Origin of the sequence: Legionella quinlivanii (assembly GCF_900461555.1) — a bacterium.
Classification (GTDB): Bacteria; Pseudomonadota; Gammaproteobacteria; order Legionellales; family Legionellaceae; genus Legionella_C; species Legionella_C quinlivanii.
Map to the genome: position 1 here is coordinate 2,205,277 of NZ_UGOX01000001.1, position 19,432 is coordinate 2,224,708.

Consider the following 19,432-nt stretch of genomic DNA (forward strand, 5'->3'; position numbering starts at 1 on the left):
GAAAAATATTACTCCTTTTGTACTATATATTGAGCGACTGATAAAACAAAATGCGCTATATCTTGATTTGTAAGTGTTAAAATAGTGATAAATTTGACGAAAACACCCCCACCATAAAATAATCTGACCTATATTTAAACAATAGTATTCCCCAATTAATAATCAATAAGGCAGACATGGCATCGCAGGCAATTTCTGGTGAAGTACAGGCACTTCAAGGTTTGCTGGTTCGTACTAATGAGAACGGACAGTGCAAGATTCTTAAACAGGGCTCCCTCATTCATGCAGGTGACACACTGGTTCTACTGGGAGGCGGCGATTCACTGATTAAGTTATTGTTTCAGCCTGCTATTTCGCTCTTGCCCGATCAGGCTTACAGCTTTCAGCTTAAAGGGATTTCCCCGCTTATAAATAAAATACCGGAAACCCCGCTTGATCAATTGTTAAATCAAACCCAACTGAAAAATGCAGACATTATTAAATTGATTGAGCAATTGGAAGAACCCGCCGCCGGGGATTCGCCGCTGCAAAGCGGCGGCGCCAGTTTCTATATTGATAAGCCACTATTCAGTTTAGGACATGTTGGCGCAGGCTATGATACCCGCTTCGCGGAAAATAGCTCGCTGTTCGATATTGAGCAGAATAATGTGCTATGGCTAAAAGATCCAAAACCTGAAGCGGTTCTTCGGCTAAATGACTCTGAGTTAACACTGGATGAATCCATTACTGTCAAAAATGGGGATAACAACGTCGGTCAGAGTGATCTGGTCGATCCCTTTGGTTTTGGCAAGCCTATCAGTATTGCAGAAGGGAATATTCTATCGTCCAGCAGCTCTCAATTTAACCAGAATGCCAGCGCAATCACCACCAGTTATGCATTGGAACTGGGTGATTCTCCATCTGATTTGAAGGCCAGTGATGGCAGTTCCATCAAGCTGGTGCTTGAGAATAATCTGGTATTGGGTAAAAGCGGCAATACCGTTGTTTTTGCGATTGGAATTGATGAAGGCAGCGGAAAAATCACCGTGGTTCAATATCATGGCTTATATCATAATGATCCCAATTCGCCCGATGAAAGCCTGTCCCTGGCGAATCTGGTCAAAGCCAGCCTGACTTTAACGGATACATCTGGTGACGTATCCAAGGCCACTGTTGAGATTGGCAGCAAAATTCACTTTGAAGATGATGCTCCCATTATTCAGAATGTTCAGCAGGCAAGCCTTGTCGATACGACCATTGAGCATCAGATTATTAATGGAACTGTACAAGTCGATTTCGGCAGTGACCTGGCAAAGGACTTAACCTTTAGCAGTGATGCGCTCAGAATTTTACAATCCAGCCAACTGACATCTAATGGCGAAGCACTTGTCTATACCCTGAGTCGTGACGGCCATAGTATCACCGCCACCGTTCAGGGTACGGATATCACTGTTTTTAAACTCAGCCTGTCGGCAGTTATCCCCAACGCGGAACAAATCCGCATGCCATCCTATCAGTTCCAATTATTTCAGGCACTGGATCAGCCCCCCAATAAAATCACCCTGGGGATTCCGATTAAAGCCATTGATGCGGATAATGACGTATCGCAAGGTCAAATTCGTATTACTATCACCGACGGAGCGGACGCAGCCGGGGGCAGTTCTTCCCTTCTCAGCTCGACTGAAGGCGATTTGGATGCCAATGCAGGTGCTTATCCAGTCAGCACTAACCACACGTTCACTATCGAAGCCGGTGTCGACCGTTTGCTGCCTCAAAGCTTAAATTTTGCCAATGGGTTTCTTGATGCCCTCCTTCAGGAGTTTAATCAAGAAGTTACCGCCGGCGGTCTGCCCCTGCATATCAGCTCCACAGTGGTTAACGGTGTCATTACGCTCACTGCATTGGATAGCGCTAACGAAGTGGTTTTCCAACTTAAATTAACGCCGGTTAATGTCGGACAAAATATCCAGGTTACTGCGGAATTGATTCAGTATAAGCCGCTCGATCATCAGGTAAATGGTGATACCAATGGAATCATCAGGCAAAATGGCAGCAGCATTGATTTTGATATTAAACTTCAAGCCAAAGACAGTGATGGCGATTCGCTGCAAAATCCGGTCAATCTGCATGTACAGATTAATGACGCCAATCCTCCGGTCTTGGGCCAGGACCAAATGGCCTTCACTGAATCCACTGTACAACAAGTTCTCATAGGCCAGGTTCCTCTCGATCTGGGAAGTGACACGATCGCAACAATGGTCTTTGAAGATAGTGCCCTCATGCAAGGCTCGCTTACCAGCTTAACCAGTGGCGGGTTTCAGACCTCTTATCAAATTAACGGGAACGAACTCAGTATCAGAATCAATGATCCACAAAGTGCAAGTAATGGTCAGGAATTATTGAAAGTCATATTAAATACCGATGGAAGCTACACGGCCACCCTGAAAGGCCCCTTTGATCAGGTGAATGACATTTCTGAATTGATCCTGACTGTAAGAGCAACCGATAAAGATGGCGATCCAAGTAATCTGGGCGCTATTCACTTAACGATACAGGATGCGCCGAGTCAGAACTTCCCAACTCAGGCATCCACTTCACTTATTGAAGGTGATTTAGCACCTGGTACATATCCAGTAACAAGTCCGGTCGCTGAATTTACTCTGCAAAGCAGCGGTGATCGTCTGCTTCCTGAAACCATCCGTTTTGATCCCGCCACCATTAATGATTTGTTATCCGAACTCAGTCAGGAAATTAAAGTCGATGGTCAGCCTCTGGATTTCATCGTTCAGAATAATCAGATTATTGGCTCGCTGAATGGCTCAGCCATTGTAGTCATTGCATTAAGCGCCGATCAGAGCGGTAACCACTACAATGTGGATGGTCATTTAACTATCACCTTAAATGGACCTATTGATCATAACCAAACGAATAACACCAGGCTTGTTCATTTGGCAGGTGATCAGATTAGTATTCAGATAGGCGTACAGATTACAGATGCCGACGGCGACTCTCTGGCCAATCCTGCGCAAATCACAGCCAGCATTGCCGATGGCGCTCCACCCCAGCTGATTCATGTTGAAGACATCACTCTGGCAGAACCGGTAAGCACTGACGCCACCTCAAGTTCAGCACATATTTTAATCGATATCGGCTCTGATGCGATTAAATCATTAACTTTCAATTATACCAATGGGGAAAACAGCGGTCTGCTTTCCGGCACTCATCCTGTATTGCTTGAAATTAATAATGGCGTCCTTCATGGCTATTACATTGAAAATGGCATTGAGGTCAGTGTTTTTAATGCAACCCTCACAAACCAGGGTAATCAGGCTGTCGTCGACTTTGAATTATACAAGCCCATTGACCACACACAGCCAGGACAGGACAGTGTCACTCTGCCAATCAAGATCATTGCTGTGGATACCGATGGCGACAGCGCTACTGTATCCGTTCCTGTGCATATCAGCGACTCTGTCGCGCATCCAGAAGCAGTTACCGCAACCGTTATTGAGGGAGACACTGTCCTTGGTAATCTTTCCTCCTCATATCAACTGAATGTGGAAGGCGGGCGTCTTTACAGTTTCACCGTAAATGGTACGGCTTATACTTTTGATGCCGCCCACAGCAGTTTTTCAGTTACGACAGATAAAGGCTTACTAACCGTTAACAGTGATGGCAGCTGGAACCTGCAAAGCCTCGATGGGCTCGATCATGACTTTGTACAACAACTCCCTGTCTCCTACACCGTGATTGATGGGGATGGTGATTTTGCCAGCAGTTCACTTCTTATTACAATCACCGACGGCAGCCCCTCAAGCGGAGGGCAAACCCTGGGTAATGCCCTGGTTGAAGGCGATCTGGCGCCGATGACGTACCCCGTTACTGCTATTAGCCCTACACTGACAGTGGTCAATAACGGCTCTGATCCTTTTGATTTAAGTACTTTTGCTATTCAGAATCCAGCGGCATTGGCAGCTGAATTACAGGCTGACCTGCAATTTTTCAATTCCGTCACCGGTCAAACCGAATCGCTGATTGCTACTGTTGGTAATGACAGTATCGTTCTTCGCTCCAGCAGCGGCGAACTGGTTCTCGAAGTCAAACTGATTGCCATTGTTCAGGCGAATCAGGACTTATCGCTGACTCAAACGATAACCCTTTATCAGCCGCTTTCTCATCTACTTTCAAATAATAGCGGCGTGGTGACCCTGGGTAACGATCAGATTCAGATCAACTATCAGGTCCAGGTTGCCGATATTGATGGGGATTTACTGGTTAATCCTCTTAATCTGTCTGCAACGATCAGCGATGGCGCCAATCCAGTGATTGATGATGCCGCAACTATTGTACAAGATGGTTCAAGTGTAAGTTCAGGCACTCTGGACGTTAATATCGGCAGCGACCCAATCGCCAGCATCCGTTTTGACGCCAGTCAGCCGGCATTGGCCAATCTGACCAGCAATGGCTACAGCACCACCACAACGGTCAGCGATCACAGCATCAAAATTTTTGATCATAACCAGCAACTGCTGGCTGAAATTACTCTCAATAATAATGGCAGTTATTCAGTCCAGTTAAACGGTCCTCTGGATCAGGGCATTAATAATGTCCTGGGTATTCCTTTAAATGTAACCGCGACGGATAAAGACGGTGACAGCGACAGTGCCATTTTGCAAGTTTCGATTCAGGATGGCGCCAATCCGCAAGGCGGCCAGGTGATTAATCTCGCGGTTACTGAAGGAGATCTATCAGCCGCCAATGGCTATCCGGTCAGCGATATGAAAAGTTTCACGGTGACTGCCGGCAGCGATCGCCTTTTACCGCAATCCATTGAAATCGACAGCAGTATTATCAATACGATTATCAATGAGCTGAACAGCGAACTGAAATCTGGCGGTCAGCCCATTAATTTCACCTACGATGCCAATACCCATACTATCACTGGCAGCATTGGAAGCCTGACGATTCTCAGCTTATCGATTGATGCCAGCCAAAGCAGTAATGGCTATGATGTGGACGTGACCACCCGCTTCATCCAATATCAGCCCCTCGATCATTCAACCACTGGCAATAACACTGGCTACGCACAGGTTAATGGCAATAGCTTAAGTATTAATACGCCTATCCAGCTTACGGACAGTGACGGCGACAAACTGGCCGCGCCGATTAATCTGACAACCACTGTCGGCGATGGCGTTTTACCTGTACTTTCTTATACAGGCGATATTGTTCTCACAGAACCTGTAAGCAGCACAGTGACCACAGGAACCACTACCCTGCTGGTGGATATTGGTTCAGATAGCATTAAAACTCTGACTTTCAATTACACTAATGGTGAAAACAGCGGTTTGCTTTCCGGCGGACATCCAGTTTTACTTGAAGTGAACAATGGTGTGCTTCAGGGATATTATCTGGAAAATAACGTTAAGGTCGCGGTTTTTAACGCCACGCTGGGCAATCAGGGCGAAGTCAATTTTCAAATGTTAAAGCCCATTGATCACTCACAAGCGGGTCAGGATAGCATCACCCTCCCTGTTCGAATTATTGCCGTAGACAGCGATGGTGATAGCGCAACGCTCTCAATTCCAGTCCGCATTACTGACACTGTAGCTCACCCGCAGGCAGTCACTGCAACAGTCATTGAAGGCGATACTGTCATGGGCAACCTTTCCTCTTCCTATCAGCTGAATGCGGAAGGCGGACGCTTATACAGCTTTACTGTGAATGGCACCCAATATACGTTTGATGCCACTCATACAAGTTACTCTGTTAGCACCGCTAAAGGCTTGCTGACAGTCAATAGTGATGGCAGCTGGAGCCTGCAAAGTGTTGATGGCCTTGATCATGATTTTGTCCAGCAGTTACCGATTAACTATACGGTTATTGATGGTGATGGTGATTTTGCCAGCAGTACAATGGTTATTACTATTACTGACGGCAGTCCTTCCAGCGGCGGGCAAACCTTAGCCACTGCAGTAGCTGAGGGTGATCTCTCACCGCTCACTTATCCCGTCAGTGTGATTAGTCCGACATTAACCGTAATCAATAATGGCTCAGATCCCTTCGACTTAAGCACCTTCACTATTCAAAATCCTGCCGCATTGGCAGCGGAACTACAGGCCGAAATTCAATATTTTAATCCCCTGACAGGCCAAACTGAAGCCGTTGTGGCCACTGTCAGCAATAACAGTATTGTGCTTCGCTCAACAAGCGGCGAGTTGGTTTTGGAAGTGAAATTAACGCCCACTATTCTGGCTAATCAGGATTTATCAATCAGTCAGATGATCACGCTGTATCAACCTCTATCTCATATCACGGTCAATGCAACGGGCGCAGTTGCGAATAACCTTGATCAGATTCGCATTAACTATCAGGTGCAGATAGCCGATATTGATGGTGATTTACTGGTCAATCCAGTGAATGTGTCTGCTACAGTCAGCGATGGCGCTAATCCGATTATCAATGATGCCAACACCGTGGTTGTTGATGGTTCCAGTGTCAGTTCCGGTGTTATGGATTTCAATATTGGTAGCGATCCGATATCCAGTATACGTTTCGCTACCAACCAGCCGGCCCTGGCTAACCTGACCAGTAATGGATTAAGTACGACTACTAATGTCAGCACGAACAGTATCAAGATAATGGATTCTAACCAGAATATAATTGCTGAAATTATTTTAAATAATAATGGCAGCTATTCCGTTACTTTGAGTGGTCCTTTCGATCAGGCAGTCAATAATGTATTAAATATTCCCTTAAATGTCATCGCCCAGGATAAAGACGGCGACCAGGATACCGCCATTCTTCGTGTTTCAATTAATGATGGCGCGAATCCACAAGGCGGGAATGTCGTTAACCTCGCCGTGGTTGAAGGCAGTTTATCCGTAGCCAATGGCTATCCCGTCAGTGATGTGAAATCATTTGTTATCACTGCTGGCAGTGATCGCCTGCTGCCGCAATCCATTCAGATTGACAGTACGGTTATTAATACCATTCTCAGTGAACTCGGCAGTGAATTAAAATCCAATGGTCAGACTATCACCTTTACCTATGATAGCAATACTCATGCGATTACGGGCAAGATTGGCAGCGATGTCGTACTGACATTAACCGTCAACGCAACTCAAAGCGGCAATGGCAAAGATGTGAATGTAACTACCACTTTTGTTCAATACCAGCCCCTGGATCACCTGCAAACAGGCAATGCGACAGGCTATGTAAGCATCAATGGTACAACCATCAGTATTAATACCCCTGTTCAAATCAGCGATAGCGATGGCGATAAACTGGTCGCTCCAGTTAATCTGACGACCACAGTCACTGATGGTCTTTTACCTGTGATTAATCCAATCGCAGCGATTACGGTTAAGGAAAGCGACATCAATGCCAGCACCGGCAACCACGCCGGCTCCACTGCCGCTTCAACCGGGGAAGCCGCAACTGGCAGCATTTCGGTGCAGACAGGCAGCGATAAAGTGGTTAGTTATAGTATTGATGTGCAGGCCTTTAACTCAGGGGTTGATGGGCAATGGAAATCAGGTGGTGTTCCCATTATATTGTCCTATGATGCGGTGAATGATATTTATCGCGGCACCGCCAATGGCGTGAGTAAATTTACTCTCAAAATGAATGCTTCCGGAACCTATACCTTCACTTTAACAGGTTCAATCGATCACCCTGTTGAAGCCGGTAAAAATAATCTTGATGTTATTTTTTCTGTCGTTGCCAAAGATGCTGACGGTGATATCAGTGCGGTAGCCAAGTTACCGGTCACAGTACAAGATGACATTCCCGATGCAGTAAATACCTCGTTTTCTGCGATTACTGAAGGTGCAACCACTACAACAGTCGATTTATTGCCAACGGCTCGCGAAGGAGCTGACACCGGTAAAATCGTGTCCGTTTGGGATGGAAATACCCAGTATAATATTACCGGCACTGGCGATAATCAGATTACTCTGCACAACGATGCCAACGGCCAGGTCATTGGTGTTCTGCACGTTTTCGCCGATGGCCGCGTCTTTTTTGTCAGTAGTGCATCCATCGACCATGACGGCTTGAATTTGGTAAAAAATGTACGCTTTGATGTACGTGATTTTGATGGCGATATTGATAATGCCAATATTACGCTCACTATAAATGATAAAGCCGCCTCTATCGTTATTTCCGCCGCATCGGGCGTGGAAGATGTAGGTCGCGACAGCAATGAAGTACTGGTGAATCCACAGGGCGGAATTCCCATCAATATGACCATTAATATCGGCGATTTTGATAATAGTGAAAGTATTGGCAAAGTGCTCATTCAGGCACCGGCAACCAGCTATGGTGATTTTTACTACAATGGAATATTGCTAAGCACAGTAGTAGAGGGAGGCATAACTTATTTTGTAATTCCCCCGCAAGCCTTCAGCAGTGCAGACCAAATCACTTACACCTTAAATGGCCTCACCTTTGTGCCTCGTGCGGATTTCTCAAGTTATACCGCCAATTTATCATTCACTGTCAGAGCCACCGTGGACTATCAGGTGAATGGCAATACCCTGTCTAAAGCAGCCGTAACCGGCACTTTGAACATTGATGTGAAAGGTATCGCGGACGTACCGGTCTGGGATCTGGCTCAAACCACTCAGCACTCAATCGGCACGGAAGATGCCGCCAATATTCCTCTGCAAATAAAGGCCGCCTTACAGGATACCGATGGCTCAGAAACAATTGATTATTATCTGGTTAAAATTACTTCAGGCAACGCCAGCCTGATTGGAAACGGTTTGACACCTGATGCGAATGGTTACTATAAGGTCAGCCCCGCTAATCTGTCCAGTCTGCAAATCGATCCTGCGACAGATTACAGCGGCATGGTTAAAGTTTCAGCGATTGCCGTCAGCAAGGAAAGCGGCAACTTCTTAAGCGGATTTCAATATGCCCAGTCTCAGCCGATTGAACTAACCATTGATGTCAAACCGGTTGCGGATAATATACAGCTGAATATTAATAAACCTTACCTGGTTTCCAATGAAGATGCTCCAATTAATCTGGGAAGTTTTATTAATGTGAGCAAAGCGGCTGATAACAGCGATCTGTCAGAAAATTCATTTATTCGGATTTCCAATCTTCCAGATGGCGCTTATTTTTCAATCAACGGAACCACGTTGAATGTAGCCGGTCTAGGCGCTGGCCTGCATAATTTATCGCTGACTTATACCGACAGCCAGGGACAAAGCCATACGATTCAATATCAATATTATAAAGACGCTGTGGACAGCAGCAAAAACTATTATCAGTTTAACAATACCGATTTTTCCGATGTTCGTCTGCACCCAGTGCCTGAAAGCAATGTCGATTTTGCGATTAAGGTACAAGCAGTGGTTATTGACCAGGCTACTTTGAGTACCGGGGTTGAAACAGATACTCAGATAACCAGTGAGCAGGTTATTCTCATTAACCTTAAAGGAATCTCAGACGCCCCTGTCTTTGATGTAAGCAATACTTCATGGTCAGCCATCAGTAATGGCGTTGAAACCACTATCCCTGAAGATGGCCAGGCCAGACTTGACTTTAAACTGCTTTCAGGAGAAAAAGCACTGGCACCCACGGATACTTCAGAAACAATCACCATGGTGATTTCAAATCTCCCAGCAGGCGCTCAATTGCTGGATAGTAATGGAAACACCGTAACCCTGACCTATGTAGGACTGGATGCTAATGGTCAACCCAAGTATGAAATTAATCTCACCACCTTGAGTGATTTAGTAGTCATTCCACCGCCAAACAGCACAGCGGATATGAGTTTGAATGCTCATATTGTAGTCACAGAAAATGATGGTAATTATCTGGTTGTTGACAAGCAAATCGTGATTCATGTAACACCCGTTATTGACGCCGGCGATTATGCCCGGGGCTCTGCCGGACTGGAAGATGGTTTAACTACGGTGAACTGGCGCCCGCCTACATTTAGCGATAGTCAGGAATTTATTTCAGGCCTTCGTATTGAAAATATCCCTCAAGGCACGCAATTATTTATCAATGGCGTGGCCATTACCACGCTGGGTGATTCGTCAGTCACCTTGACAACGGCTCAATTGAATAATTTGCTCCAGGGTCAATCCCTGCAAATACGAGCTGCTGAAGATTCGGATATGGATATTAATCTTAAGGCAATTACCTCAGTCAGTCAGCAGGATGTCAATGGCAGTCCCACAGTCACTAAAGATATCGTGGGTGATCTTCATATTGATCTGCAGGCAGTGGTCGAGCCTGATGCGACACTGAATGTGCTTACCAATAATAACGTTCCAGTCAACAATATCACTGCTTTAAATGGCACCACAGTGAATTTATCCACTAATGCGTCCTCCCAAGGCCACTTAACCTTCCAGGATCTGGATCCGTCCAGTGCAGAAGTGATTCAAACGGTAGTTATCACTGGATTGGGAAATCAATTTGTAGTCACTGGCGGAATTTACGATGGAGTAGGCAACTGGATAGTACCGGCTTCTGCTCTTGATAATCTGCAGATTACTTCCAAATTTGGCTACAACGGCTCAATTAATGTCACCTTCCATGCGCAGGTACGTGACTTGGGCGATAATAATGAGCAGGATATTAGCAATCCAGCCTTTCGCTCAACCACAGTGACCATGAATTTCACTGGCGGTGGCGGCGGCCCCGGTGATCCGCCTGTAGAAGCAGGAACTATTACCATCACCCCTGCGACTATTCATACTCAGGAAGATATTCCGCAGTCTATCAGTAGCCAGTTATCTTCCATGCTGTCTTTGAGTAATGGTACCAGCGATGATGTTTATGCCTTGTTGATTCAAGGTCCTCTGCCCCAAGGCTTTGTGCTCTCTGGCAGCGGAGTCATCTATGATTTCGTCAATGATCGCTATGTGATCCAGGTAAATGCTGATGCTTTAGGCAACCTGAGTGTAGGCGAAGTGATTCTGCAAACGCCAGTTGATTATTCCGGCAGCCTGCCCTTCGCATTAAACTGGGCTGCCGCCAATATGGTCAGTGGGGATAGTAATACTGGAAGCAGTAATGTATCGGCTCCACTGGATGTCGCCCCGGTGGTCGACGTACCAGCCAATCCGGCAGTGACTGATCCAAACCACACACCGGCGGTCAGTTTGCAGGTTGTTCAGACTGAGGGCTTAAATACCGATAAGCAGCCGGTGACTGATGGCTCTGATGTGACAATTCCCAATGCGGCTTTTGAAGATGGGTTGGTGATTTTAAGGCTGAATGTCGCGTCAGCAGATATTGACAGCAGCGAACAAATTAATTCAGTTCAGTTAAAAGTCGACCCTGCCAAAGGCTATTTTGTCGATAGCAATGGTCTGGCTTTACCAGTAGACAGCAACGGCTTTGTGACTGTATCTGTCAGCGATCTGAATCATCTGCAATTTAAGCCAGTTAATGATTTCAGCGGCCAGGTCAGCGTGACCGCTGTTATTAATTTAGTTGATCAGGCACTCAATAGTCAGGGTCAGACAGTGACCGACAGCGCCAGTTACACCAAGGTGATGAATTTCGATGTGTTGCCAGTTAATGATCCGGTGCATTTTGGGGGTCAATTTAATTTCAGCGGCAACGAAGACGTCGCTGGTGGCGTTCCCTTATCAGGAATGACAGTGAATACAACGGATACCGACGGATCTGAAAAAATCGTCTCTCTGGTCATTCGAGGTGTTCCGGATGACTTTCTGATAAGCTCCGCTCAGAACATGGGAAATGGCGACTGGAAAATAACAGTCAATGCCGCCAGTTTTGACTTATCCAGCATTAAAGTCATCGCTCCTGAGAACTTCAGCGGCAGTCTGGATCTGGAGGTGGTCGCTTTTACAAAAGAAGCGCTCGCCGCTCTGCCGGGCTCTGGCGGAAGTCATAGTATCCATCTGGATATTAACCCGGTCAGTGATCCGGTTGACATTATTGGAGCAGGAGCCGCCAGTACTGCTAGCGGCATTGAGAATGGTCAAATAAGTATCAATCTTAACTTTCAGGCTCGGGATAATGTAGACAGTTATAACGGCTCTGCGACCAATGTACAGGAGAATGGCCCGGAATCATTGCTCATCACCGTAAAAGGGGTACCCACTGGCTCAGAAATCCAGCTGCCAGCAGGGGTCAATGGCACACTGGAAAGCAAAGTCTATGACAATGCCAGCGGAGAATGGATCTGGACTTTTAAAATCAATGCCTCAAATCTTGGCAGCATCATTTTCCTGCCTGGTGATTTTAACGGTAATGCAGAACTAACCATACAGGCACAATCAGTAGATAACCAGGCGGCTCCAGGAGCAGTTCGTGAAGTAAACGTGGCAGTAGATATCACCGCGGTCAATGATGCACCAGTTAATATCCATCCCGCATCATTTGACGCCCAGGAAGATCAAAGCGTTTTGCTTAATAATATTCAGATTAGCGACGTGGATGCGCGTGAAGCTAATGGCAATATGACAATTACCCTCTCCGTTGAACATGGAGTACTGACACTAACTGGGCCTTTAAGCGGTATTATGCTCAGCGGGAACGGCAGCAATACAGTTACCCTTGTTGGTCAACTGGATGCAGTCAATCAGGCACTAAACGGTAATCTGCATTATCAAAGCAATCTAAACTATAACGGCTCAGACTCGCTGGTCATTAATACCAATGACAATGGCAATTCCGGAGGACCTGCGCTTTCAGCAGTATCTACCGTGCCTATTAATATTACTGCAGTTAATGATGCGCCAGTTAATATTACTCCTTCTATCCCACTCGAGGCAGCGGAAGATCAGGTGCTGACTATCAATACCTTAAGAGTAAGTGATGTGGACGCCGGGGCAGGTGCAATCACTATCACACTGGGTGTAGAGCATGGCTTGCTTAGTTTGGCAGGCAGTGCCGGGGCTGTTACGGTATCAGGTGAATTCACTAATCATCTGGTGTTAACCGGAACGGTCAATGATCTGAATAATCTCCTGACCACCGGAATTCAATATCAGGGTCTGGCCAATTATTTCGGCCCGGATGCACTGACCATGACCAGTAATGATCTGGGTAATACCGGCGGTCCGGCACTAAGCGACAGTGATATTGTGGATATTGTGGTCGCCGCACGCTCAGATAATCCGGAAATGACTATCCTCTATCATTCGGTTGTGGCAGCGCTTGCCGTGCTTATTCCCTTAAATATTCAGGCAGAGGTAGCGAATCCTGCAGCCAATGAATTGAGGGTTCGTCTGGATGGCTTAGGCGATGCGATTCCCGTTGATGAAAACGGCAATCCTCTGGGTCAAATGCTGGCTCAGGGCTCCTGGGAAATATCCGCCGGTCATTTACAGCAATTGCATCTGCAGAATGTAAGCGAAGGAGAACATACAATCACCGTAACCGCTATTTCGGACGTCGGTGATAATAACCCGCAGGAATCCGCTTCGCAGACTATTGATCTCAATGTAGTTAATTCCAGCCTGAATGATCTTCAGAATACTCAGGATGATCACAGCAACACCCATCTGGTGGGCTCTGAGCTTGAAGATGTCTTGCGAGGAGTATTTGGCGATGACATGCTGGATGGAAAAGGCGGTAATGATTTATTAATAGGCGGCGATGGAAACGACATCCTTATCGGCGGTAAGGGCAATGATACCCTCACTGGCGGCGCTGGTCATGATATCTTCCTATGGCAGGCCAATGATCATGGTGTTGAAGGCAGTCCAGAACGTGATGTCATTACTGATTTTAATCCTCAGGAAGACAAACTTGATTTATCCCAATTGCTCAGTGGCGAGAATGAGTCCAATCTGGCCCATTATCTTCACTTCGCCTATGATGCCGATTCAGATACCACTACTTTGTCAATTAGCTCACAAGGTCATTTTGATGGTACAGAAGTGACTCCTTTGGACGTAACGGCAAAAACGGATCAGGAAATTGTGATCAACGGCGATTTGGTCGGACCTGCGACGACTCAGGCCGAGATTATTAATACTCTATTTGCTGCCCAGCAGATTGTGGTGGATGTTTAGCCTCGTGCTCACTGGCTATTCCACTCAGCCCACTACGTACTGCGGCTTGACCCTGAGAGATGTCACAAAATTTAACCATGCTATAAAAGCCTACGTACCCTCAATAATAGCCTACGTACCCCGCTTTATGCGGGGTATCCATAAAATTGCTAGTGAGTTTTAAAATGCTTTTGCCAATCAGACGCATTGCCTGGATACCGCGAACAAGTCGCGGTACGTAGAGGGAAAGTTAAGTACGTAGGAGGAGGTCAAGTCGCAGTGCATAGCAAAGGAGAAAGCTAGCTTTCGTTCTCGAAGCCTCTAATCAAGACACCCGGTGAAACTGAAGACTAACCTCGGCAGTCATCCCAGGCCCCACCGTTAAAGTACCCTGTGCATCACCGCTATTTTCAGAAAAGCTACCATCAATACTGCCATATTCCGTATTAAAGGTCGCTATGCCATTGACACAGGTTCCGGTAAATTGATTCACTGTATGTTTTGGACAGAAAAAGCTGCCGGAATCCTTATCCGCCACCACCTCTATGCTGAAATGCTGGCCGCCGTCAGCGCTTGTGATGGTACCCGAACCATGATATTTGCATTCACCAATAAACCAGTTTGTCGCTTTACCTGAGCCCGCCCATTGTCCGGCAACCTGCTGGCAAGCATCGCTATTTGTGGAATACAAGCTGAAATTGGCATGCGCCATATTTGAAAAAGAAAAAGCTGCAGCTATAAATCCTGTTAATATATAATGTTTCATTTTCTACCCTGAAAAACTGACTTATCAAGGCAATGATTATTACTCTTCTCGACTTGGTAATGCAATCAAAAATTGAGGGCCTCTTAACAAGGCCCCGAGAGCAAATTAATCGGCTGCTACATAACGACCATTTTTAATGTGATAGGCATGACCGTCTCTGTAGACCACACCTTTTTTCTGGAAAATCACACGATCCGTTGCAGAAGCAACTCCACCGACCACCACTTTAGTGCTTTTGACCACCACGGCGCCTGATTTTTGAACTACAGTTCCAGTGGTGGATACCACTCTGGCGCCTGTTCCCATGACTGCGCTTCCTGTTTCATTCAGCGCATTCTGAGTGCCGCAGCCTGTCAGCATGATAGACGCAGCGCCGGCCAGTGCGAAAATAACGTTCTTCATAGTTCCCTCCATTTTTTTCCTTTTTATTTACTGCACCTAATCAAATATAGTACAAAAATCAGAATTGGATCTGGACCCAGTTATTCCCTAAACTTATTATTATGAAAAAACTTTATACTATTGGCCATTCCACTCACCCTCTTGAGGAGTTCATCGACATTCTTCACCACTATGGCATTAAGCATGTGGCGGATATCCGCACGGTTCCACGCTCAAGGCATGTACCCTGGTTCAATAAAGACAGCTTTGCAAATGCATTGGAAAAAGAAAATATTGCTTACAGTCATCTCGATAAACTGGGCGGTTTGCGTAAAACATCCGCTTCATCCATTAATACCGGATGGCATAATGCCAGTTTTCGAGGCTTTGCGGATTACATGCAAACAGCATCCTTTTTTGAAGGATTAAAAGAACTCCATACATTTATCCATCCGGATTATGGAACAGTAATTATGTGCGCCGAAGCGCTTCCCTGGCGCTGCCACCGCTCGCTCATCGGAGATATCGAGGTTGTCAGACATACTGAAGTTCTGGATATTTTCAATAAAAAGGAAGTAAAACCGCATAAACTGACTTCTTTTGCAGTAGTGAATACACACAGCCGTCCTTATAAAGTTTTTTACCCCGGACCAGTTGACTAAACACAAGGCTCCTAGTCAAATAATAATTTCCGGTTAATTAAATCTCTGCCTGTGAACAGAACTCAACGCGCTCTATTATCTTCTTTAATTGCCTCAGGTCTTTTTCTCACTACCTTGGGTAAAATAGATAATATAAAGCTGGCCATTCTGGTACATCTTTTTATCTTTTTGCTTGGCGGTCTAATCGTTTATGCACTCTGTCTGTTTGATTTTCCGAAAAAGATTTTTGCAAAGATTGGCAGCTTTCTTGGTAAATCAGCAGACATTCCTGAATATCAATTGCTGGGGATCAGCGCGGTCGTGTTATTTTCCATCTGCTATTTTTTGTCGGGAGCATTATTTAATCATCTTCCGGTAGAGATGGATTCTATGGCGCAATATGCCGGCGCAAAAATATTTTTAAGCGGACACTGGAGCCTGGCCAGTCACCCTCTGCGCGAATTTTTTGATACCCCCTGGTTTATCAGTGATGGGAGGTTTTATACCTTCTACCCTCCCGGACATATGTTTCTGCTAGCCTTAGGCCATTATTTTTATCAGCCGGCGATCATTAACCCCCTTATAGCCGCCGTAACGCTGATTGCCAGTTACTATCTGGCCAAAGAAATTGGAGGAAGCTTTGCCGCGCGAATCTGTCTATTTTTATTTATGGTTTCGCCGTTTATCGTTTTTCTTTCATCTGAATTTGATAATCGATCAACAGCACTTTTGGCCGCCACATTATTTGCCTTGTTTTATATCCGGACAATCAAAACAAAGGAGATAAGAAATGCAATTTTTGCGGGACTTTCTTTGGGTTATTATCTCATCACCCGCCCGCAGTCGGCCCTTTTTTTCAGCCTGCCTTTTGTTGTTTACAGCCTCTGGATTCTTCTGTTTCAATTCAGAAAATATTTCAAATCATTTGCATTGATGAGCTTGATTATTCTTGCTTTCATATTCTTTTTTCTTTATTACAATCAGCAAACAACAGGTTCCGCTTTTCTAACAGGTTATCAGAAATATTTTGGAAATCAGGTAGTACCTGGGGAAGAATTATTGACAAATGACAACCTTAATAATTGGAAAAATCAAATCATTCGTGTGATTGATTATATGCAGTTACTTCATAGACAGTTATTTGGCTGGCCGATTTCGTCGCTATTATTAGCATTTCTTCTCTTTTTTTTAGGTCTTGAGAAACCCTGGTGCCGATTGCTGGCGATGAGTTTTTTCAGTATTTATTTTAGTTTAATTCTTTCCGAATATACCTATGACATTTTCGGCCCGCGTTATTTATATGAAACTGCCAGTATTGTGATTATCCTTAATGCAATTTTTTTAAGTCGAATACCGGCCTTTTTCCGAAAGCGCTTGCGGGTGAAATTATCTCTGAATGAATGGCGAGGAATTATTGCGCTGTTACTATTTATTATGACCTTGATTGCCTTGTCTACAATTATTCCGGCCCGCTATCAACTGTATTCAAATAACTACCGGCAAAGCAACAAACAACTTCTGCGGATAATTGATACAGAAACTGTCAAGCCTGCGGTCGTTTTACTTAGTGAAGAAAATGATCGCCTGGCTACTATTTTTATGCAACCCTGGTTTGATTCAAATCCGGTGATTGTGGCCCAGGATCGGGGAAGCGAAAACTATAAGATACTCCAGTATTATCCAGAACGTAGTGTGTATGTATTAGAAAAGGGCAAGCTTAAGCGCATTCAATAATAATTGTCTGCGGCCTGCGTATGTAACCGATGCAGGTCGGAAGAAGCGCCTAAGGACACGTGCTTAAGGCGTTGCCCTACCCCCACGTCCGAGGGACGTAGAAGTAAGGCTGTTCAGCGCGCATAATGCATCGGTTTCATCAGAATAAGAAATGATGGAATATTGATATTGAGCAACAAGAGACACAATAAAATTAACAGAATTAACAAAGCAATAAAAATCTTATTGAATATTAATTTTTCCGGGTAAATAATATCAAAATTATGCTCTAATCCCATCAGGAAATACCAGCCCATCCAACCAATAAGAAACGGCATAAGGATGATAAGTTCCGCTTTGTACTTTAACATTAAAATCGTGATGCCGAATATGGTTAACAAGGCATAAATAAAAGCCGATAGTATCAGTGTATTAGTTGTATAAAAAGCATAGGATTTACGATAGGAAATAGCGGTATCTCGGTTCGGAAAAATACGATATTCCGCTACCCGTTTCATACTCATGGTAAAGGCTCCCATCGCCCAGGTTGTGAGAATCAGCGAGGAAGGTGGTAAATAATGCGGCAGGATGCATAGCCAGCCAATAATTACTCGCAGCGGGTAATTGACTGACTCCAGCAACACATCAATATAAGCAACATCTTTCAAGCGAACAGGCGGTATGTTATACAGCCAGGCCAGTATCAGATAAACGCCGAGAACAATCAGAATATTCGCATGAGCAAGCATGCTTAAGCCCAAAGCCAGAAGGAATAGTGCGCAATACTCAAAAATAATCAGAGTTTTTTTAGTCTGAATTTTTGCTAATGCACGATCCTTTTTTACAGGGTGAAACTTATCTGTATTTCGATCAAGGTATTCGTTCAATACATAATTCGCTGATGAAGCAAGGCAGAGTGCGAGAAACACACTGATACACTGCAGCCAATGCACAGGAGCAGAAAATTGACTAAAAATGGCTGCCAGTGCGGCGCCTGCGAACATCAGCAAATTTTTGGGCCAGTTATCAATACGGGCAATAGATAAATAAGCATTCATATTACTTTTTTCTCGCAATAATCATCCAGGAATCACGAAGATTTAAAGGAATCACCCAGCGTTTGAAACATTCCAGGCGACTCAGACGCTCTATAAAAGGTAAATAATTATTTAAACGCTTTAAAAGATAGTCCATTGAAAAATACCAGGAAGGTCTTTTCCATTTTATGATTTCCAGATTGCTCTTGTCAGCTGCTAAACGCAAGGTTTTTCGATTAAAATAGCTCAGATGGGCTATCCGATAATGCCACCATTTTTTATTAAATAATCTGGCCGCCAAAGAGGAAACATCAGGCGTTACAATGACCGCGATCCCGTCACTAGTCAGATATTGACTGATATCAGTCATCAACTGAACTGGATTTTCAACATGCTCGAGTACATCGATTAAGGTAATTATGTCGTAATGTCTGTTGACAGCAGCGCCTGGGAAACTACCCGAATAAACAGGCACTCCCTTTGATTTAGCCCTTTCCACAAACCACTCGCACACTTCAATACCACTGGCATCATATCCCTGATTTAATCCTTCTTTTACCAGGATGCCAATGCCTGCCCCAATATCAAGTAATTTTCCTTCGAATTTAAAATGCCTTATTTCTTCAAGTAATTTTTGCGCCTGATAACTTCGAGGCTCCTGAGTCTCTTCGTAAGTTACATCAGTCATTGCAGCATAATAGGAATCAATGGCCTGTGCTTCGGGGCAAAACAGGAAACCACAGCTTTGACACTGGTAAATGCTTAAACTGGTACCATAGTCAGAATCCGTCACCGTAAAATGACTGCTCTTGAGTGATTCCGGAGAAATTCCCCGTCTTTTTAATACAAGCGTCCTGCTATCACACAGCCAGCACCTGAAATTATTGTTATTATTCATTAAGGCTCAATTGGGTAATC

7 protein-coding genes are annotated in these 19,432 nt (G+C 45.0%); 3 read left to right on the forward strand and 4 right to left on the reverse strand.

Annotated features, from left to right (window positions below):
• Window positions 1–176: 176 nt before the first annotated feature.
• Window positions 177–13,997, forward strand: coding sequence for a T1SS-143 repeat domain-containing protein (locus tag DYH61_RS09455; protein WP_058508810.1), 13,821 nt, complete (start codon window positions 177–179; stop codon window positions 13,995–13,997).
• A gap of 304 nt (window positions 13,998–14,301) precedes the next feature.
• Here the strand turns inward: DYH61_RS09455 and DYH61_RS09460 are convergent, their stop codons facing one another.
• Together DYH61_RS09460 and DYH61_RS09465 are read right to left on the reverse strand one after the other, a co-directional pair.
• Window positions 14,302–14,742: a hypothetical protein gene (locus DYH61_RS09460; RefSeq protein ID WP_058508809.1), complete on the reverse strand. Its 441-nt coding sequence runs from the start codon at window positions 14,740–14,742 to the stop codon at window positions 14,302–14,304.
• Window positions 14,743–14,847: 105 nt separating this feature from the next.
• Window positions 14,848–15,144 carry a hypothetical protein gene (locus DYH61_RS09465; RefSeq protein WP_133129083.1) on the reverse strand — a complete coding sequence of 99 codons (297 nt, stop codon included), beginning with the start codon at window positions 15,142–15,144 and terminating at the stop codon, window positions 14,848–14,850.
• A gap of 101 nt (window positions 15,145–15,245) precedes the next feature.
• On the opposite strand from DYH61_RS09465, the gene DYH61_RS09470 reads away from it, so the two are divergent.
• Both DYH61_RS09470 and DYH61_RS09475 read left to right on the forward strand, forming a co-directional pair.
• Complete coding sequence (locus DYH61_RS09470) at window positions 15,246–15,785, forward strand: DUF488 domain-containing protein (protein ID WP_058508807.1); 540 nt, start codon at window positions 15,246–15,248, stop codon at window positions 15,783–15,785.
• A gap of 51 nt (window positions 15,786–15,836) precedes the next feature.
• Entirely contained in the window at window positions 15,837–17,498 is a 1,662-nt protein-coding gene (locus DYH61_RS09475; RefSeq protein WP_058508806.1) for a glycosyltransferase family protein, read from the forward strand.
• Between the two features lie 113 nt (window positions 17,499–17,611).
• On the opposite strand, the gene DYH61_RS09480 is transcribed toward DYH61_RS09475, so the two are convergent.
• Complete coding sequence (locus DYH61_RS09480) at window positions 17,612–18,553, reverse strand: UbiA family prenyltransferase (protein WP_133129082.1); 942 nt, start codon at window positions 18,551–18,553, stop codon at window positions 17,612–17,614.
• Window positions 18,537–19,412 (reverse strand): class I SAM-dependent methyltransferase, encoded by an 876-nt coding sequence (locus DYH61_RS09485; protein WP_058508804.1) that lies wholly within the window; start codon window positions 19,410–19,412, stop codon window positions 18,537–18,539. The genes DYH61_RS09480 and DYH61_RS09485 overlap by 17 nt, the downstream gene beginning before the upstream one ends.
• Window positions 19,413–19,432: the final 20 nt, after the last annotated feature.

Coding starts and splice junctions, on each gene's coding strand:
- DYH61_RS09470 (WP_058508807.1), top strand. CDS start 15,246: ATGAAAAAACTTTATACTATTGGCCATTCCACTCACCCTCTTGAGGAG.
- DYH61_RS09460 (WP_058508809.1), bottom strand. CDS start 14,742: ATGAAACATTATATATTAACAGGATTTATAGCTGCAGCTTTTTCTTTT.
- DYH61_RS09465 (WP_133129083.1), bottom strand. CDS start 15,144: ATGAAGAACGTTATTTTCGCACTGGCCGGCGCTGCGTCTATCATGCTG.
- DYH61_RS09485 (WP_058508804.1), bottom strand. CDS start 19,412: ATGAATAATAACAATAATTTCAGGTGCTGGCTGTGTGATAGCAGGACG.
- DYH61_RS09455 (WP_058508810.1), top strand. CDS start 177: ATGGCATCGCAGGCAATTTCTGGTGAAGTACAGGCACTTCAAGGTTTG.